Annotated in this window: 11 protein-coding genes and 2 CRISPR repeat arrays; of the genes, 6 read left to right on the top strand and 5 right to left on the bottom strand. The window is 62.2% G+C overall.

The window, feature by feature from the left end; translation table 11 throughout:
• The first annotated feature begins 257 nt into the window (after positions 1 to 257).
• From OP494_RS12340 to OP494_RS12315, 6 genes are all read left to right on the top strand, one after another.
• Positions 258 to 1,220, top strand: a complete 963-nt coding sequence (locus OP494_RS12340; protein WP_280541145.1) for a glycosyltransferase family 2 protein — start codon at positions 258 to 260, stop codon at positions 1,218 to 1,220.
• Between the two features lie 147 nt (positions 1,221 to 1,367).
• Positions 1,368 to 2,360: a polysaccharide deacetylase family protein gene (locus tag OP494_RS12335; protein WP_280541144.1), complete on the top strand. Its 993-nt coding sequence runs from the start codon at positions 1,368 to 1,370 to the stop codon at positions 2,358 to 2,360.
• A 268-nt stretch (positions 2,361 to 2,628) separates the two neighbouring features.
• The gene (typA, locus tag OP494_RS12330; protein ID WP_280541143.1) at positions 2,629 to 4,440 is read left to right on the top strand and encodes a translational GTPase TypA; all 1,812 of its coding nucleotides are present in this window, start codon (positions 2,629 to 2,631) and stop codon (positions 4,438 to 4,440) included.
• Positions 4,441 to 4,656: 216 nt separating this feature from the next.
• Complete coding sequence (locus tag OP494_RS12325; RefSeq protein WP_280541142.1) at positions 4,657 to 5,286, top strand: OmpW family outer membrane protein; 630 nt, start codon at positions 4,657 to 4,659, stop codon at positions 5,284 to 5,286.
• 110 nt (positions 5,287 to 5,396) lie between these two features.
• On the top strand, positions 5,397 to 5,708 hold the full coding sequence (locus tag OP494_RS12320) for a hypothetical protein (protein WP_280541140.1): 312 nt from the start codon (positions 5,397 to 5,399) through the stop codon (positions 5,706 to 5,708).
• Positions 5,709 to 5,712: 4 nt separating this feature from the next.
• Positions 5,713 to 6,657, top strand: coding sequence for a glycerophosphodiester phosphodiesterase (locus OP494_RS12315; RefSeq protein ID WP_280541138.1), 945 nt, complete (start codon positions 5,713 to 5,715; stop codon positions 6,655 to 6,657).
• A 347-nt stretch (positions 6,658 to 7,004) separates the two neighbouring features.
• Positions 7,005 to 7,644: a CRISPR direct-repeat array (repeat unit 27 nt; unit sequence CGGTTCATCCCCACGGGCGTGGGGAAC).
• Between the two features lie 32 nt (positions 7,645 to 7,676).
• A CRISPR array of direct repeats spans positions 7,677 to 11,369; the repeat unit is 29 nt; unit sequence CGGTTCATCCCCACGGGCGTGGGGAACTC.
• Positions 11,370 to 11,478: 109 nt separating this feature from the next.
• Here the strand turns inward: OP494_RS12315 and cas2e are convergent.
• The 5 genes from cas2e to cas7e are packed head-to-tail and all read right to left on the bottom strand — an operon-like array spanning position 11,479 to position 15,287.
• Positions 11,479 to 11,775 carry a type I-E CRISPR-associated endoribonuclease Cas2e gene (gene cas2e, locus OP494_RS12310; RefSeq protein ID WP_040240756.1) on the bottom strand — a complete coding sequence of 99 codons (297 nt, stop codon included), beginning with the start codon at positions 11,773 to 11,775 and terminating at the stop codon, positions 11,479 to 11,481.
• A 1-nt stretch (position 11,776) separates the two neighbouring features.
• Positions 11,777 to 12,697 (bottom strand): type I-E CRISPR-associated endonuclease Cas1e, encoded by a 921-nt coding sequence (gene cas1e / locus OP494_RS12305; protein ID WP_280541135.1) that lies wholly within the window; start codon positions 12,695 to 12,697, stop codon positions 11,777 to 11,779.
• Between the two features lie 9 nt (positions 12,698 to 12,706).
• On the bottom strand, positions 12,707 to 13,399 hold the full coding sequence (gene cas6e, locus OP494_RS12300; protein WP_280541133.1) for a type I-E CRISPR-associated protein Cas6/Cse3/CasE: 693 nt from the start codon (positions 13,397 to 13,399) through the stop codon (positions 12,707 to 12,709).
• Positions 13,399 to 14,181: a type I-E CRISPR-associated protein Cas5/CasD gene (gene cas5e / locus OP494_RS12295; RefSeq protein ID WP_280541131.1), complete on the bottom strand. Its 783-nt coding sequence runs from the start codon at positions 14,179 to 14,181 to the stop codon at positions 13,399 to 13,401. Before cas5e ends, cas6e begins: the two co-directional genes overlap by 1 nt.
• Positions 14,182 to 14,192: 11 nt before the next feature.
• Complete coding sequence (gene cas7e, locus OP494_RS12290; protein WP_280541130.1) at positions 14,193 to 15,287, bottom strand: type I-E CRISPR-associated protein Cas7/Cse4/CasC; 1,095 nt, start codon at positions 15,285 to 15,287, stop codon at positions 14,193 to 14,195.
• Positions 15,288 to 15,295 lie beyond the last annotated feature (8 nt).

Here is a 15,295-nt window from a genome sequence, read left to right as displayed (position 1 = left end):
ATTAAAGTGCAGAGACACTTTAAAGCCCCACAAAGGTGCACCACACCGCCTTAATGAACCACTTTGGTGCAAAAGAGTGCTCGAGCCTCTGATCGCCGATTGAGCCTCGCACTATATCGGCCTGAACACGCGCAGGCTCGTAGTCAGTATTGCTGTAGAAAAACCAGCCCCGGCGATGATTGCCAGGGTTCGCGCTACCCCCCAGTCTGTTGAGCAGCACCCCCGACACGGGCTCTGATCCCAAGGCACTCCCAGCGATGCGCACTTACAGTCTGCTAATCGACGCCAGCCATACCCCCGAGCACCTGGAGCGCTGCTTGAGCGCCCTGGCACGCAGTATCGCCGGCTTCAGCGGGCACACCGAGACGTTGGTACAGCTCACGACGCTTGATGAGCCCACCCAGCGCCTGCTGATTGAACGTGATGTCCGCTTCGCCGTGCTGCCCCAACATGGACAAGGAGCGCTTCGTCACCATGGCGCCACCTACCTCAATGGCGAGGTGCTGGTTTTTTTGGACGCAGCGCTCGAGGTGCCCGAGCAATGGCTTGCCGGGCTCGCCCGCGCCTTCAGCTACCAGGCCGCCGACGCCATCGTCTGCGCCCAATACCCAGCCACCCCGTTGCCGCCGCCGCTCGCCAGCTGGTATCTCAGCCGCACGCAACGCGGCCTCGACGACCACCCTTGGGATTGGCCCACCGGGCAACTGGCCATCACCCGCGAGTGGTACGAGCGTCTCGGAGGCCATGACCCCCGCCTCGAGGCAGGCGCCGACCTGGATATCCTCGTGCGCCTGTGGCGCTGCCAAGCGCACCTCTGCTGGCAGGACGCACCTTTGCTGATCGACCATGCGGCCCCGCGACGCCTCGGCCCCTGGTGGCGTCGACAGCATCGCCACCAGCGGCATTGTCTCTATATCCCCAGCATCGCACGCCACCCGCGTTTTCTCGTTCCCCGTGTCAGTGCCGCGCTCCTCCAGGGCACGAGCTTACCGCTGGCCTTGCTGCTGTGGCTGCCCTTATCGCCAGGGGCCGGGATGGCCGGCCTGACCTTCAGTGCGCTCCCCGCCGGGCTCATGGCTTGGCGCGACGGCACCGCGGCGCCGCGCAAGGCGTACCGCGTCTACTGGTACCGCTGGAGCTTGCACGCTTTGCAGTTGACCGCCACCGGCGCGGCGATGATGACGTTCTGTCGACGAGGCAAGCCGGGGCTGACTGGCTAAATTGAGACAACGAGATATGCTTATAGATATCGCAACCGCCATCACAACATCATCCCTTAAAGGAGACCCTTGCCGTACGCGACAGGATGTCACCACGGCAACAACGCTCGCACGCCGAGCAACGACAGCAGTGCGGAGGGACACGCCATGAGTCATCTCAGCCTTGCCCATGACGTCGTGCAGCGCCTACGCGGACACTGGCGACGCAACCTGAGCGAGCCGCTTCGCGGACGCAGCGCGATCCTGGTCATACAGCGCGTATTGCCCGACGAAGCCGCCGCACGCCTGCCGCACCGGGCGCCCTACTGCCTCGGTCCGGACAGCTTCCGACGGCTGCTCGACCACCTCACCGATCACGCTCAGATCGTCTCCCTGGCCAGCGCCCGCCGTTTGCATCGCGACCCAGTGCCACGCATCGCACTGACCTTCGACGGCGGCTGGCGCGACACCGCCGAGGTAGCGCTGCGGCAGCTCGAGCGCCTGGCGTTGCCGGCCAGCGTGTTTCTGACCACCGGCGATACAGGGCGTCCGCAAGGCGATTGGCGGATGACCCTCGGCGACATCCTCTGGGACGGCATCCAGCCCATGCGCGTTCGCGAATGTCTCGGCGATGCCGGGCTCCCGCTCCCACCACCACGACCCGACCATCCGAACACCGCCTATAGCAGCGCCTTGCACGACTATCTCGAGGAACTCGCGCAGCAGGCCGCCCCATTGACGCTGGCTCGGCTCGGTTCGACGCTGGGCGCCGAGCTCGACATCGCCCCGCAAACGCTCGACCCATTCAGCGTGCGCCGCTTGGAAAGCGACGGCCTGGTGCGCTTCGGCGCGCGTGGCGTCGCCGCCACACCGCTAGAGACCCTCGACGATCGTCAGATCCAATGGCAAATTCGCCAATCGCGTCGCCAACTCGGCGTGCTATGCCGCGACCCCTTGTCTTATTTCGCCTATCCACAGCCGGAAGCCTCGCTCCGCGTACGTCAACTGGCACAGCGCTGCGGCGTTCAGGAAGCCCTTCATAGCCATGCCGGTTGGCTCTCGCACCGCGACGATCCGCTGGCATTGCCACGCTTCCCGATCACGCAACCCGTTGCCAGCAGCGCGGGACGTCTCTATGATTGGCTCCTCGGGCACCTTTAATGAGTGAATAGCCCTTCTAGATCGGTGCGCTCCACCCCACGCCACGTGTCTACCCCGACGCGATAAATGGCGGTTGACGAGTGCGCCGCCATTTTTTTGCGTATTTTCGTCCTGCCGCCAAAACGCCCCAAGTCCCTGATAGCGCCACGGTTATCGCCGCGCCAACGCGACTTTTGTCGTGCCGCGCCTGTTGGCAACGGTCATCAAACTGGCAGTCGTCGGCACCCTGACCCTATAATACGGCCCAATTTTCAAGCAGGATCCCTACGTGATCGAGAACCTTCGCAACATCGCCATTATCGCCCACGTCGACCATGGCAAGACCACCTTGGTCGATCAGCTCCTGAGTCAGTCCGGCACCCTCGACCGCAAGGCCGAAGGGCAAGAGCGCATCATGGACTCCAACGACCAGGAGAAAGAACGCGGTATCACCATTCTTTCCAAGAATACCGCGATCCAGTGGCACGATTACCACATCAACATCGTCGACACGCCCGGACACGCCGACTTCGGTGGTGAGGTCGAGCGCGTCATGTCGATGGTCGATTCCGTACTGCTGATGGTCGACGCCGTCGACGGCCCCATGCCGCAGACGCGCTTCGTCACCCAGAAAGCCTTCGACCGTGGTTTGAAGCCCATCGTCGTGGTCAACAAGATCGACCGCCCCGGGGCACGCCCTGACTGGGTCATCGACCAGATCTTCGATCTGTTCGACAACCTCGGCGCCAGCGACGAACAGCTCGACTTCCCGATCATCTATTGCTCGGCGCTCAACGGCGTTGCCGGCATGGATCCGGAAACGCTCGAAGACGATATGACGCCGATGTTCCAGTCCATCGTCGATATCGTCGAGCCGCCCACCGTCGAACGCGACGGCCCGTTCCAAATGCAGATCTCCGCGCTCGACTACAACAGCTACGTCGGCGTCATCGGTCTGGGCCGCATCAAGCGCGGCAACGTGAGCCCGGGGCAGCAGATCAGCGTGATCTCCAAGGAAGGCAATGTCCGCAAGGGCAAGGTCGGCCAGGTCATGACGCACCTCGGCCTCGAGCGCGTTCAGACCGAGCAGGCTGAAGCCGGCGACATCATCTGCATCACCGGCATCAGCGATTTGGCGATCTCCGATACGCTGTGCGATCCGGCCGCGGTCGAAGCGCTGCCCGTGCTGACCGTCGACGAACCCACCGTCTCGATGACCTTCCAGGTCAACGACTCGCCGTTCGCCGGCAAGGAAGGCAAATTCGTCACCAGCCGTAACATTCGTGATCGCCTCGAGCAGGAACTGATCCACAACGTTGCGCTGCGTGTCGAAGAAGGCGAAACGCCCGAGAAGTTCAAGGTCTCCGGACGCGGCGAGCTGCACCTTTCGGTGCTCATCGAAAGCATGCGTCGTGAAGGTTACGAGCTAGCCGTGGGCCGCCCCGAGGTCATCATCCGCGAGAACGATGGCGTCAAGCAGGAGCCGTACGAAGAAGTCATCATCGACTGCGAAGAGCAGCACCAAGGCGCGGTGATGGAAGAGCTCGGCTACCGCAAGGGCGAGATGACCAACATGAACCCGGACGGCAAGGGTCGTGTGCGCCTGGACTTCATCATCCCCGCGCGCGGGCTGATCGGCTTCCGTGGCCAGTTCCTGACACTGACCTCCGGCACCGGCATCCTCACCAGCCGCTTCGACCATTACGGCCCGCTCAAGCCCGACGCCTCCGTCGAGCGTCGCAACGGCGTATTGGTCTCCATGGTCCCCGGCAAGGCGCTGGCTTACGCACTCTTCGCCCTGCAGGATCGCGGCAAATTGATGGTCGAGCACGGCACCGAAGTCTACGAAGGCATGCTGATCGGCATCAATAACCGTGCCGACGACATGGCGGTCAATCCCACCAAGGCCAAGAAGCTCGACAACATGCGCTCCGCCGGCACCGACGAAGCCCTGGTGCTGACGCCGCCGATCCGCTTCAGCCTCGAGCAAGCCATCGAGTTCCTCGATGACGACGAACTGGTGGAGATCACCCCCAGTCACATTCGTCTGCGCAAGAAGCACCTCACCGAGAACGAGCGTAAGCGCGCCAAGAAGAAGTAACGGCGCCCCGCACTCGGCAGCAACACGAAGCCCACCTTTTGGTGGGCTTCGTCGTTTTCGGGGCCAAAGACGACAACCAAGGGGCTGCGACATATAACCACATTTTTTATGTGGTCATTTGGTTTAGGCTTGATGCATACGAAGCGAGGTCGCTTCCGAACCCACCTCAAACCAACTCGCCTCAAGCCAACTCGTCACAAACCAAGGAGTCGCCCCATGCGCCGTGCCCTGCTCGTTTCCTCACTCGCCCTCACCGCCGCACTCGTGCCCGCCACCTCGGCATTCGCCTACGGCCAAGGGGATTTCTACACCCGCTTCGGTGTCGCCAAGGTCGCCCCGCAAAGCGATAACGGCGACTTCGGCGCGCCGCTGAACATGAAGATCGACGCCGACGACGACAGCGGTTTCGCCTTCACCCTGGGCTATCGCTTCCAGGACAAGCTCGGCGTGGAACTGCTCGCCGCGCAACGCTTCGAGCATCAGGTCCGCCTCAACGGCAGCGACATGGCCAGCATCCATCACCTGCCGCCGACTCTCACGCTTCAGTATTATCCGCTGGGCGGTACCGACGCCCGCGTGCAGCCGTATCTCGGCGCCGGGATCAACTACACCCACTTCTCCGACGAAAAACTCGACGGCGGCGAGCTCGAACTCGACGATAGCTGGGGCGGCGCCGCGCAAGTCGGGGTCGATCTACTGATCGACGACCACTGGGCGCTCAACGCCGCCGCCTGGTACCTGGATATCGACAGCGACGCCACCGCCACGCTCGGCGGCAACGACTATCACGCCGACGTGGAAATCGACCCCATCGTGGTCATGGGCGGCCTCAGCTACCGCTTTTAAAGGCCGCCACAACGGCTCTGTTCGACAGGCCGTTTGCATACGGAGCCCTAGGCGCTCCCCCGCACGGCGGGCTACCCTGTGGAAACACACGGACGCGACAGGAGCCCGCCATGCATAAACACATCGACTGGGACGCCCCCGGCAACGCCAGCGTGACCCGCCACTACGCCAGCGACAAACAGCACGAAGTCCAACCCCACCCCGGCATGATGCTCTCCGCCCGCTATCAAGACATGGTGGTGCGCGTCGAAGTCGAAGCCTACCGCGAAGACGACGCCCTCAGCATCGGCAAGGTCGCCGCCCTCATCGACACCCAAGGCAAGCGTCACCAAAGCCACGGCGATCTCAGTGTCGGCGATTTCGTCCGCCTCCCCGACGACAAACGCGCCCTGGAACCCACGATCGAAGATGAAGAGGACTGAAGCCATGTCGACGCTTCGACCCGCGCTTTCGTCCATGCTGGCCCTGCTCGGCAGCGCCACGCTCATGGCCTCCATGACCGCCCAAGCCGATGCGCTCGAACAGCAACGCCAGGATCTCCAACACTTCCAGGTCATCGCCCACCGCGGTGCCAGCGGCTACGCCCCGGAACATACCTGGTACGCCTACGACACAGCGCTCGCCATGGGCGCCGACTACCTCGAGCTGGATATCCACATGAGTGCCGATGGGCGCCTGGTGGCCATTCACGACACCACCCTGGAGCGCACCACCGATGGCCAAGGGCCGGTAAAGGAACACAGCCTTGACGAACTCAAGGCTCTCGACGCCGGCAGCTGGTTCAACGCAGCTCACCCGGAATACGCCGATGACGCCTACGCCGGCGCCAAGCTGCTGACCCTGGACGACGTCATCGACCGCTACGGCCAGGACGTGCGCTACTACATCGAGACCAAATCACCCAAGGATTACCCCGAGCTGCAAGACGCCCTGGTCAGCAAGCTCGAAGCCGAAGGCTTGGTGCAATCAGGCGCCGTGGTCATCCAGTCCTTCAGCCAAGCCAGCCTGCAGGAAGTGCACAAGCTCAATCCTAATATCCCGCTTATCCAACTGCTGTGGTACTCCCCCAGCGAAGACGGCAACACCCTCGAAGAATGGACCGGCGTCACCCCCAGCCCAGCCGACATCACCGATGCCGACTTCCAAACCATTGCCGAGTACGCCGATGGCGTCGGCCCCAACTACCTCTACGAAGGTGAACCGGTCATCGACGCCAGCTTCATCGAGCAGGCCCACGCCAACGACCTTCTGGTGCACGTCTACACCATCAACGACCAAGACCACATGCACCAACTGCTCGACTGGGGCGTCGAAGGCCTCTTCACCAACTTTCCCGATCGGCTGAAGGACGTGCGGGCAGAAGCAAAGTAATGATTCAGGCGGTCGTCTCGTTCATCAGGCTCTCGTAAGGAATATTGAGCCCATCGTGAAGCCGCCGAATCATGCGCAGACTGAGTTTGCGCCTGCGGTTCAATACTTCGGACACGCGACCGCTCAGGCCGATATAAGACGCAAGATCGCGGGGTGGCGCTGCCCCTTAGGCCACGATTTTCTTGGCGCGGTGATTTTCGAAGCGGCCTGAGCGGCAGCTAACACAGCACTATATCCCCGCGTGTGCGGGGAACGGACCACCTCGCCCATTGGGATCGAATAGCCGCGGTTGAGCCCCGCGCCTGCGGGGAACGAGGCATGGCGGTCGTCGCGTTTTTGGGGATCGACGGTTCATCCCCACGGGCGTGGGGAACTCAATACCGGCGTCCCGTTGGCCACCCCCATCGCCGGTTCATCCCCACGGGCGTGGGGAACTCATATGCCTGTCGATTATGTATTGCATGCTTCGCGGTTCATCCCCACGGGCGTGGGGAACTCTGATGATCGATAACAGCGAACGACCTCCGCATTCGGTTCATCCCCACGGGCGTGGGGAACTCCTTCACGAAATGCCTTGGCCCCCTCAAGCTCGCGGTTCATCCCCACGGGCGTGGGGAACTCGCCCGCTGTGCTGACCGCCGCTTCACCGTAGACGGTTCATCCCCACGGGCGTGGGGAACGGTCTCACGTCCGAGCCCGACGGCAGGCTGCATGCGGTTTAGCCCCGCGCCTGCGGGGAACGGGCCCACAGCACCCGCGCCAGCGCTGTCGTCGGCGGTTTAGCCCCGCGCCTGCGGGGAACGGTCGTTCCCCACCGAGATACCGTGGGATGCAAGCGGTTTAGCCCCGCGCCTGCGGGGAACGGGCCGAGCGATTCCATTTGCCACCATTCCTCGACGGTTTAGCCCCGCGCCTGCGGGGAACGGTTGTATTCCCAGCTATCGCCCCAGGTTGAAAGCGGTTTAGCCCCGCGCCTGCGGGGAACGGACGTTAGCTAATCTGGCTCCCTGCCATCATCCCGGTTCATCCCCACGGGCGTGGGGAACTCGAAACAGGCCAACCCATCATCCTTGAAGGGTGCGGTTCATCCCCACGGGCGTGGGGAACTCGCACAGCGACAAGCAGTGCCAGTTCTGACTGACGGTTCATCCCCACGGGCGTGGGGAACTCTATCCATGATCGTGTCGCCGCCGGGATAGTGACGGTTCATCCCCACGGGCGTGGGGAACTCATGCCCTGGGGGCCGAACAGCCTGGTGGCCAGCGGTTCATCCCCACGGGCGTGGGGAACTCCGACCCGCCGCAACCTTGAGAAAGCCGGTGCTCGGTTCATCCCCACGGGCGTGGGGAACTCATCAGAGAGCGTGCCAATGGCGGCGGCAGTCTCGGTTCATCCCCACGGGCGTGGGGAACTCCGCGTACAGCTTGCCAAGAAGGGGTTCTATGTCGGTTCATCCCCACGGGCGTGGGGAACTCTTTGCCATTTCGGGGTTGTCCTCCTCGGTTTGCGGTTCATCCCCACGGGCGTGGGGAACTCCAGGTTGCCTCTATGAGTTTTCAGTGTGTCGGCGGTTCATCCCCACGGGCGTGGGGAACTCAAATCGATCACGAAATCATGCGTCACTTGGCCCGGTTCATCCCCACGGGCGTGGGGAACTCGGCGGGGCTGATGAGCTTTACATGCTCGACACCGGTTCATCCCCACGGGCGTGGGGAACTCATGGATATTCGCTGCCCCTGCTGCCACGCCACCGGTTCATCCCCACGGGCGTGGGGAACTCGTGACGGCGTAGGTCACACGGACCTGGAACGCCGGTTCATCCCCACGGGCGTGGGGAACTCTGCATTGCAGTCCGCACGAGGCCGATCTACGGCGGTTCATCCCCACGGGCGTGGGGAACTCATTTACGAAACCGAGGCCGCCCAGCGTTACGTCGGTTCATCCCCACGGGCGTGGGGAACTCCACGGTGCCGCATGGCGCCCGATTCCTGACCGCGGTTCATCCCCACGGGCGTGGGGAACTCACGGCTGACAGCATCGGCGATCTGGTTGACGACGGTTCATCCCCACGGGCGTGGGGAACTCGTCGAGTGATTACCAGTTCGTGCTGATTACCGACGGTTCATCCCCACGGGCGTGGGGAACTCCGTTGGATATGACAACCCAGCGTATGCAGGAACGGTTCATCCCCACGGGCGTGGGGAACTCCCACTCATTTTCCTGCCGTGCGATCGTGTCGGCGGTTCATCCCCACGGGCGTGGGGAACTCCAAGCTGCTCGGCGCGGTCGATCAATCGCTGGCGGTTCATCCCCACGGGCGTGGGGAACTCCTTTGCTACTAAATGGTGCGCCACCTTTAATGCGGTTCATCCCCACGGGCGTGGGGAACTCCGGGTGCGCGGTGTGAAACTCATCGTCGCTGGCGGTTCATCCCCACGGGCGTGGGGAACTCGCGTGCCTGCTCGATCAGCGCGCGGCGCTCGGCGGTTCATCCCCACGGGCGTGGGGAACTCCGACTACCATAGCCTTTTGCATATGCCATAGCCGGTTCATCCCCACGGGCGTGGGGAACTTGCTTCTATATAGAGGGTTAAGAAAAACAAATGCGGTTCATCCCCACGGGCGTGGGGAACTCCCATGATGATCGTCCGACCTATCGGCATTAAACGGTTCATCCCCACGGGCGTGGGGAACTCGGGCTGGCCTACGAGGCCCCCGAGCAATTCAACGGTTCATCCCCACGGGCGTGGGGAACTCTATACGCTGATAGTGGCCGCCCACAGCAGCGGCGGTTCATCCCCACGGGCGTGGGGAACTCTATCACATCTTTGGCTGTCCCAGGGCTAACCACGGTTCATCCCCACGGGCGTGGGGAACTCCGTAGTACGCCGCTGCCGCGCCTACGCTAGTGCGGTTCATCCCCACGGGCGTGGGGAACTCACATCGAATATTTTTCTATTGTCTTTTATTGTCGGTTCATCCCCACGGGCGTGGGGAACTCGCATAACTTTGGTGACGCAGCCGCATAACGTGCGGTTCATCCCCACGGGCGTGGGGAACTCGGCTCGCCGCTCTTCTTCTTGGGCTTCGTATTCGGTTCATCCCCACGGGCGTGGGGAACTCCAGCATGTAAACCTTTGCGTTTGATAAATTTTCGGTTCATCCCCACGGGCGTGGGGAACTCCGGCGCTTCGTGGTTGAGAGCGGGGTCTATGTCGGTTCATCCCCACGGGCGTGGGGAACTCGCCATTGGCATCGCCCAGCAGCATATGGGTGAGCGGTTCATCCCCACGGGCGTGGGGAACTCTCGCCGCGCGTCACGCCGGGCACGTCCGACTGCGGTTCATCCCCACGGGCGTGGGGAACTCGCCCCACGCATTGGCCGCCGAGCTGGCCTGCAGCGGTTCATCCCCACGGGCGTGGGGAACTCGCGGGCAGCTTCATATCGACGGTCGGTTTGTATGGTTCATCCCCACGGGCGTGGGGAACTCTGGACGTCGTCCGTGCGTGTGCAGGTCGCCGCCGGTTCATCCCCACGGGCGTGGGGAACTCCATCCGGCGTTGCCGCGATGATCGAGCAGGCGCGGTTCATCCCCACGGGCGTGGGGAACTCCCAGCGGCGTGATGCCTCGATGATCACCTGATCGGTTCATCCCCACGGGCGTGGGGAACTCTAACAGGCGCGTTTTATCTATTTAACCAACGACGGTTCATCCCCACGGGCGTGGGGAACTCTAACGCCTCAGATCGTCATTCAATTTCAGGCACGGTTCATCCCCACGGGCGTGGGGAACTCAAGATGATGACGCGCGAGTCGCTAGGCGTCAGCGGTTCATCCCCACGGGCGTGGGGAACTCGGCGCGGGCGGGGTCGGCCGTGCCGGCCCAGCCGGTTCATCCCCACGGGCGTGGGGAACTCCTGCTGGGCGACAAGATCACATAATCGACGTGCGGTTCATCCCCACGGGCGTGGGGAACTCTGATCGCCAATGAGATGGCGCCGCGCGGCATGCGGTTCATCCCCACGGGCGTGGGGAACTCATGGACCTTCCTTATCATCCGAATCATGTTCGCGGTTCATCCCCACGGGCGTGGGGAACTCTTGACTGGCTAGATAATGAAATGCTCCCGGAGCGGTTCATCCCCACGGGCGTGGGGAACTCGTTTGCCGCTCGCTCGCGCAGGAATGCAATTTCGGTTCATCCCCACGGGCGTGGGGAACTCGCTCTATCAGTTATCCGCTACCTTCCGCGAGGACGGTTCATCCCCACGGGCGTGGGGAACTCACGACGACCACGGTAGAAGTGACGCTAGACGACGGTTCATCCCCACGGGCGTGGGGAACTCGCGGCAGGCGGGCCGTGTCTCGCCCCTTCGGGCGGTTCATCCCCACGGGCGTGGGGAACTCGCTCATAAAGCCGCCTTCACGGTCGTCGTAATCGGTTCATCCCCACGGGCGTGGGGAACTCGCGTTGCCGGTACGGACAGCACCGTTAGGGGCCGGTTCATCCCCACGGGCGTGGGGAACTCTTCGGCAAGAATATCAATGTACCGTTGACGAACGGTTCATCCCCACGGGCGTGGGGAACTCGCATTCAGCCAGAACGGGATTAATTCGCTAAACGGTTCATCCCCACGGGCGTGGGGAACTCCTGAGCAGGAAGTCTGCGTCATGCGGCAGGATCGGTTCATCCCCACGGGCGTGGGGAACTCTCTAATCATAGACGCTTGTTTATAAAGAACAAAATCGCCGGGGAATTTCCACCAGCGATTTTGCTTAAAATTTAATCACTCCAAATTATTAAAGAGCCTTTAAAATCAGTCAATTATCTTGAGGCGGTAAAAACCGCACCAGCCTCAATCCATCATGATCGATGGGGACACGACGGTTGTCGCCATAGGTTTGGAACTCGAAGCCAGACTCGTGATTGCTGGCCCAGGCCATGGCTACGTTGCCGCCTTCCTCGGCCAGGGCTTCTATCTGTTCCCATATCATTTCGCGAATGCGTTTACTGACATCGCCGACGTAAACCCCCGCCCTGATTTCCAGCAACCACACAGCCAATCGGCCTCTAAGCCTAGGAGGAACGGCTTCTGTCACGACTACCAGCATTGCCATATCATTGACTCCGATGCCCGGCATCGCCGACGGATTCCGGCTCCGGAATCGCCGGCGGGACCGCATCCGGCGGCGGAAGTGGCGGCTCGATCTCTCCCGCGGCCAATACGTCTTCGACCATAGGAATCAACCGCTGCAATAAGCGGGTTTGCTTGAAGGCATCGCGACACGCAATGCGTACCTCCCGTTCTGGCATGGGCGGGTTGCGGGCCGCTACGCGAAACGCGGCCGGCACCACCGTCTCGAATTTGACGATATCGGCGATGTCGTAAACGAAGCTCAAGGGCTTGCCGGTATGCAGAAAGCCAATCGCCGGCGCATAACCGGCTGCCAGGATCGCGGCTTCCGTGATGCCGTAAAGACAGGCGGTAGCCGCCGAAAGGCACTGGTTGGCCACATCGGAGGCATCCCATTGGGTCGGATCATAGCGACGCCCGTGCCACTTGACGCCATATTGCTTGGCAAGAAGCTGGTATGTCTTGCGTACCCGAGCCCCTTCCATACCACGCAATTGATCGACGCTGCGCCGCGAGGGCGGCTCTTCGCCGAAACGAAGCTCGAACATCTTACGCACGACCTTCAGCCGCAATTTTTCATCCAGCGCCAACTGTGCTTGATAGAGCAGCTTGTCCGAACGCGCGCCGCCAGGCTGCCCGGCACTATATAGGCGCACGCCGGCATCACCGACCCAGATAAGTAAGGTTCCAACCGTCGCCGCCAACTTGACGGCAGCATGAGAAACACGGGTACCAGGCTCTAACAGGAGGCAAGCAACCGACCCCACGGGGATGTGCATCCGCTCGCCATTCACATCATCGATGACGACGAAGGCACCATCACGCACGTCGATCTGGCCCATCCCGACGAAGATCATCGACATGCGATCTTTCTCCGGGATGGGCTTCAGGGGAATGAAGCCCATGACGCTCTCCTATGGCCGACGCAACATCATCAGGCCGCAGCCGAAAGCTTTAGCCCGCCCGACACCATGCGCTAGCGTTTCGATCAGGCGCCCCGGGTCCGTCACTTCCAGCAGACCTTCGTAATCCACGCTGGAGTAGCGGATGGGATCCCCGCCCCCTTTTTTGCTCAGCGCATACTGACGGTAAGCGCCTACCTCCGGCGCGACGGGCAGCGTAAAGCCAAAGGCGTCCGCCCGATCAGTAAGCCACTGGCGTGCGGCAGCATCCATCGCCTCGGTACATGCCTGGCTCGTCCGCTCTCCTTTTGGGAAGGGATAACGCGCATCCATCAGCACGTCGGCGCGCTTAGAACGGCGGCCCTGGCCCATCGGTTTGGCAATGGAGGGGTTAGCACGCAGGCGAAAAGCGAGGCGCTCGCCTTTGGCGAGTTGCGGTGCGAAAGGCTTACATTGCACATCGAGACCGGCCACGGCTTCCGGTCGACGAGTCGAATAGACATAAAACCGCGGCAGTCCCTGACTTTTTCCATTGGCCGCTTCCTCCATTTCCTGGCGGAAGAGAAAGGGTCGTTCGCCCTCTGACGTATCGGCAAACAGCGTCCAGAGCAGTTGGTGGGCCGTATAGGCCCCGCCTTCCAGCACATCGAAAAGCTGTTCTCGGGTAAGGGCGTTGAGGTCGACTCTGACACTTGAAAGATACATTAGCTCTGCCCCTCCACCGACTCGATTCGGCGGTGCTCGAGACGCGCCCCGAACTGCCAGCGGCGCCGGTTCAGCGGTTGATCCCAGACATCGTTGGACTCCACGCCGTGATCCTCACCGTCGAGGCACTCGGCGCCGCCTTCCCAGGCATAGAGCACCTGATCGGGCAGCCTCAGCAAGCGTAGGTCCCGTGCTTCGTTACCGATGAGCGGCAACCATGTCTTTTCGGGATCGGTTGCGCTGTCAAAGCCGTGATCCAGCGCCCCGCGCCAGTGATCCGCCTCCACGATGGCGGGCGTGAGCGGTGCCGCCAGGGGGCATGCCTTACGGCCGAGATAGAGCGTGAAGCGAGGCCTCTCCAGCGCGCTCTTGAGTTCGTCCAGTGTCCAGACCGCGTCGGGCATCAGACGCAGCGCCACGACCCACAGGCCATCACAGCGATAGTCCCGGGACGAGAGAATGGTATTGAGGGCATCCTTGGGCACCGAAAGTTCTTCACGCCGCGAACGGTAGTTCACCTTCGATTGTGAAGGCGGCACCTGAACGGTGTGGTAGTCGCGTAGCAGCCAGCCTGGAGAGCGCTGTTTGACTGCGACGCCCAGGCTTTGCCGAAGCCTTAGTTGCCCCTCGTCATCGTCGCGCCGGATGCCTAGTGCCGCGCCGATCAAGCCGAGGATGGCGCCGCGCCCGGGATACGTCGCGGTCGGCCGCGCCTCCCCTACCGCAGCTTCGCCCCAGCTCGCCATCGACGCATAGAGGCGAAAGACCAGATGTTCCGTCATATCGCCTCCGCTTAGTCATCGCCTTTGAGGAAGGTCAGCAGATCCTGCAGATTTCCCGTTTGGACGTCACCCTTCAGCGCAGGCTTTTCATAATCGGGCTCGGCAGAGAGAACAAAGCGACTGTCGGCGCCGGCACCATAAGCATCATCGAAGGCCTGAGCCTGGCGTTCCAGTTTGCTGATGGCCTTGATCGCTTGTCCTTCACCATTGACCGGCTGCAGGAAGGAGGCCGACAACGAGCGCGGCTGCTGATCGCCTTTTTCTACCAGCAGATAGCTGGCGTGGGCGCGAGAGCCGAAACTGTTCTGCTTGCCTTTGGGCGAAACCTTGACGGCGGACTCGACCAGCGCAGCAATGGCGCGATCGGCCAAGTCCGCATTGTCTTGCAGATTCTCGACCAGCAGATCGCGGTCAATGCAGAGGTAGAGGTAAAAAAGCCCAGCGGCAAAACCGGCCTCACCGATATGCGCCGCGCCACGATCCTCATCGCCGGTATTGAGATCGTCGACCGCAGTGAAGTAGTCATCCTCGACCTCGGCGGCATGGACGGTAATGGCGTGCGCGACCTGGCAGGCGGCCTCGACGTTATAGCTCGGTGCCGCGGCGAGCATGCGTCCGAACAGCGCCACATCGACGGCGGTGGGCCGGCGTGCGAGCAGGTCCTTGAGCTCATCATCGGTTGGTTCGCGCTTTTCGGTACTGAGCGTGTCCGCCAGCGCCTCCAGCGCAGTGAGTTCTTCCGGCCCGACGTGGACCAGCTGCTCGATCTCGTACTCGTGCTTTTGCCCTTTCTCGACCTTGCGCAGCTTGCCGAACACCTCGGCGATCTTCTCCGCACTGCTACCAGCGGTTTTTTCGTCAGCGCCGGCCTCTCTCATACGATCGAATACCTGCTTGCCCAGACGCTTGGTACGCGTGCCCTTGTGACCATCGACCGCCTCCTCGAAGAGCGTAGAGGTGCGCCAATTCCGCTTGAGACTCTGGGAGGAGACGCGCAGACGGCGCGCGCCACCCATGAACGCCGTCTTGGGACGACCCAGATCGTCGCGGTTGAGGTTGGAGGGCGGATAAGAAGTTAGTAGATGCAACTGAATGAAGTGGCTCATGAAAGGTC

This window comes from Chromohalobacter sp. 11-W (assembly GCF_029889905.1).
Classification (GTDB): Bacteria; Pseudomonadota; Gammaproteobacteria; order Pseudomonadales; family Halomonadaceae; genus Chromohalobacter.
The sequence above is the reverse complement of the archived record's forward strand: the minus strand, read 5'-3'. Positions and strand labels throughout refer to the sequence as shown.

Bases quoted from the DNA above. Each gene is read 5' to 3' on its own strand.
- OP494_RS12315 (WP_280541138.1), top strand. From the start codon at position 5,713: ATGTCGACGCTTCGACCCGCGCTTTCGTCCATGCTGGCCCTGCTCGGC.
- cas5e (WP_280541131.1), bottom strand. From the start codon at position 14,181: ATGACGGAACATCTGGTCTTTCGCCTCTATGCGTCGATGGCGAGCTGG.
- OP494_RS12335 (WP_280541144.1), top strand. From the start codon at position 1,368: ATGAGTCATCTCAGCCTTGCCCATGACGTCGTGCAGCGCCTACGCGGA.
- OP494_RS12340 (WP_280541145.1), top strand. From the start codon at position 258: ATGCGCACTTACAGTCTGCTAATCGACGCCAGCCATACCCCCGAGCAC.
- cas1e (WP_280541135.1), bottom strand. From the start codon at position 12,697: ATGGGCTTCATTCCCCTGAAGCCCATCCCGGAGAAAGATCGCATGTCG.
- OP494_RS12320 (WP_280541140.1), top strand. From the start codon at position 5,397: ATGCATAAACACATCGACTGGGACGCCCCCGGCAACGCCAGCGTGACC.
- cas7e (WP_280541130.1), bottom strand. From the start codon at position 15,287: ATGAGCCACTTCATTCAGTTGCATCTACTAACTTCTTATCCGCCCTCC.
- OP494_RS12325 (WP_280541142.1), top strand. From the start codon at position 4,657: ATGCGCCGTGCCCTGCTCGTTTCCTCACTCGCCCTCACCGCCGCACTC.
- cas6e (WP_280541133.1), bottom strand. From the start codon at position 13,399: ATGTATCTTTCAAGTGTCAGAGTCGACCTCAACGCCCTTACCCGAGAA.
- cas2e (WP_040240756.1), bottom strand. From the start codon at position 11,775: ATGGCAATGCTGGTAGTCGTGACAGAAGCCGTTCCTCCTAGGCTTAGA.